General features: G+C 60.6%; 1 protein-coding gene. It reads right to left on the bottom strand.

The genetic code is table 11. The features are described from left to right. A partial coding sequence (locus NTW26_00185; GenBank protein MCX7020691.1) for a hypothetical protein occupies window positions 1-1,361 on the bottom strand: 1,361 nt, incomplete at its 3' end. Between the last annotated feature and the right edge of the window lie 592 nt (window positions 1,362-1,953).

Genomic DNA, 1,953 nt, shown 5'->3' with positions numbered 1-1,953 from the left:
ACCTGGGTGGCGTTCCGCACGTTGGCCTGGGCCACCGTGGCGTAGTCGGCGAAGCTCGCGGTGTAGGCGCAATTCTTAAAGGCTACCGCGTCGTCATGGCACTCGTTATCCGAGTTGGAAATGGCGTCCAGGAACTGGTCGGCCGCGTCGAAGAAATCATCCAGGTTGTCGATCAGCTGATCCTTCCCGTTGTCGAGGCCCAGGAACTCGGGGCTCACGCCCCGGGAGCCGACCGTGATGGTGATGTTCTCGTTCTTGATCACCTCGGAGACGCTGCTTTTCAGGTCGCCGCTCACGCTCACCGAGATCCCGGCCTTCCCGTACTTGCCCTCGAGCGCGACGGTCAGGTCCTGCTTGTGGTCCAGGCTATCGGTCTGGATCTTGAGGAGCCCGTAGTAGGAGCCGCCGGTGGCGATGGTGTCGAGGTAGCGGTCGCCGCAGGCCGCGCGGAAGGCCTCGTAGTTGCTGGTGTAGGAGGCGTGGGTCGCGTCGCCGTTGAGGTAGAGGTTGTTGAGGGTGACGTCAAAAATCTTGTAGCCGCAGAGGATGTACTCGGCCTTGATCAGGGCGTAGATGGAGGAGGAATCTTTTTTCATCTCGTCGACGAATCGCCCCTCGAGCGAGCCGGAAACCACCGTGGTTCCGAGGTCGAGCCCGCCGCCCACGTTGAGCAGGTCGCGCAGGTCCTTTTCCGACTTCACCAGGCGGAAGAGGTAGCTCCGGGTGTTCTGGCAGAGCGAGAGCTCCGGAGTGAGATCGCTCTGGAGCCCCTCCAGGCAGTAGGCCCCGGAAACCACCTTGCGGGTGATCTCGTTCAGTCCGATGCCGAAACTCATGGTGGCGGCGTCGATGGGAATGGACTGGAAGATCTCGTCGCCTACGGTCTTGGAAGTGGTGGAGGCGTTGGAGGGCGGGAGTTGGTCTTCCGAGAGGGCGTCTTCCACGTAATCGGAAATAAAAGTGGCATCCGCGATCATGGTCTCCGCCACCTGGCTGACCACCTGGGCCGGATTAAGGGCGGAATTCCCGGCGGCCCCGGCGTAGAGGTCGGCATAGAGCGGGGTCAGCTCGGCGACATAGCCGGCGATTTCCCCGTCGGGGGCGTAGCCGCCGAGGAGCGAGGCGTCCTCGGTGATGCCCAGGCTGGTCTTCAAGGCTGTCTCGTCCACCGCCGTCTGCACCGATAGAATCGTGCTGAAGACGGAGATCTCCTTGGGCGATCCGATCACGGAAACCAGGACATAGCGCTTCCCGAGCGGGGCGCCGGTGGCGGTGTTGACGGTATCGTCATCGGTCGGACTCTTTCGCCTGGAGGGAATAAGTGCCGCTCGCGCCCGTCTGGGCCGATGGTTCGTCGGCATCGCAGACGTAGTTGTCGTTCAAGTCCAGGCAGACGGTGGCATTCGCGATCCCTGCCGGCCCCTGCCTTTGTTGGGATGACCCGCCGCAGCCGAGCGCCCAGAGCGCGACCATCACCGCTAGACCCGTACCGAAAAAACTCTTTGCTCGCATGATTAATTCCTCCTTTTTCTTCTTCTTGCCCTCGTCCAGAAAAAAAGCCGTCTTCCTATAAATTTAGAATGGCGGCCCGACCATCTTTTATTTTATCCCTCCAGGGAAACTTTTCCCTGGACCGCTTATTAAATTTAGTGTGTTTATCTTTGAATAATAACAAAGCACTGTCAAGGTCGAAAAAATCCCCTCCGGGGACGTCTGGGGTCATATTCCGGGAACCCGAAAAGCAAATCCCGGCCGGGCCCCGGGTTGACGGTTCTCCCGGGGAAGGTATAATGAGGCCGTGCCGAGGAAAATTTCCGCTCCCCCGGTCAGGCGCGGGGTCATTGGCGTGTTGCTCATCACCCTTCTGGCCGCGGCGGCCTGCGGCTGCGGAAAAACTAAACCGCCCCTGCTTTCGGTCAAGATCCTCTACCCCTATGCCGGCAAGGGCGACCG

It is taken from the genome of bacterium, assembly GCA_026398675.1.
In the GTDB taxonomy this organism is placed as follows: domain Bacteria; phylum RBG-13-66-14; class RBG-13-66-14; order RBG-13-66-14; family RBG-13-66-14; genus RBG-13-66-14.
This window is presented reverse-complemented; position numbering and strand designations above follow the sequence as displayed.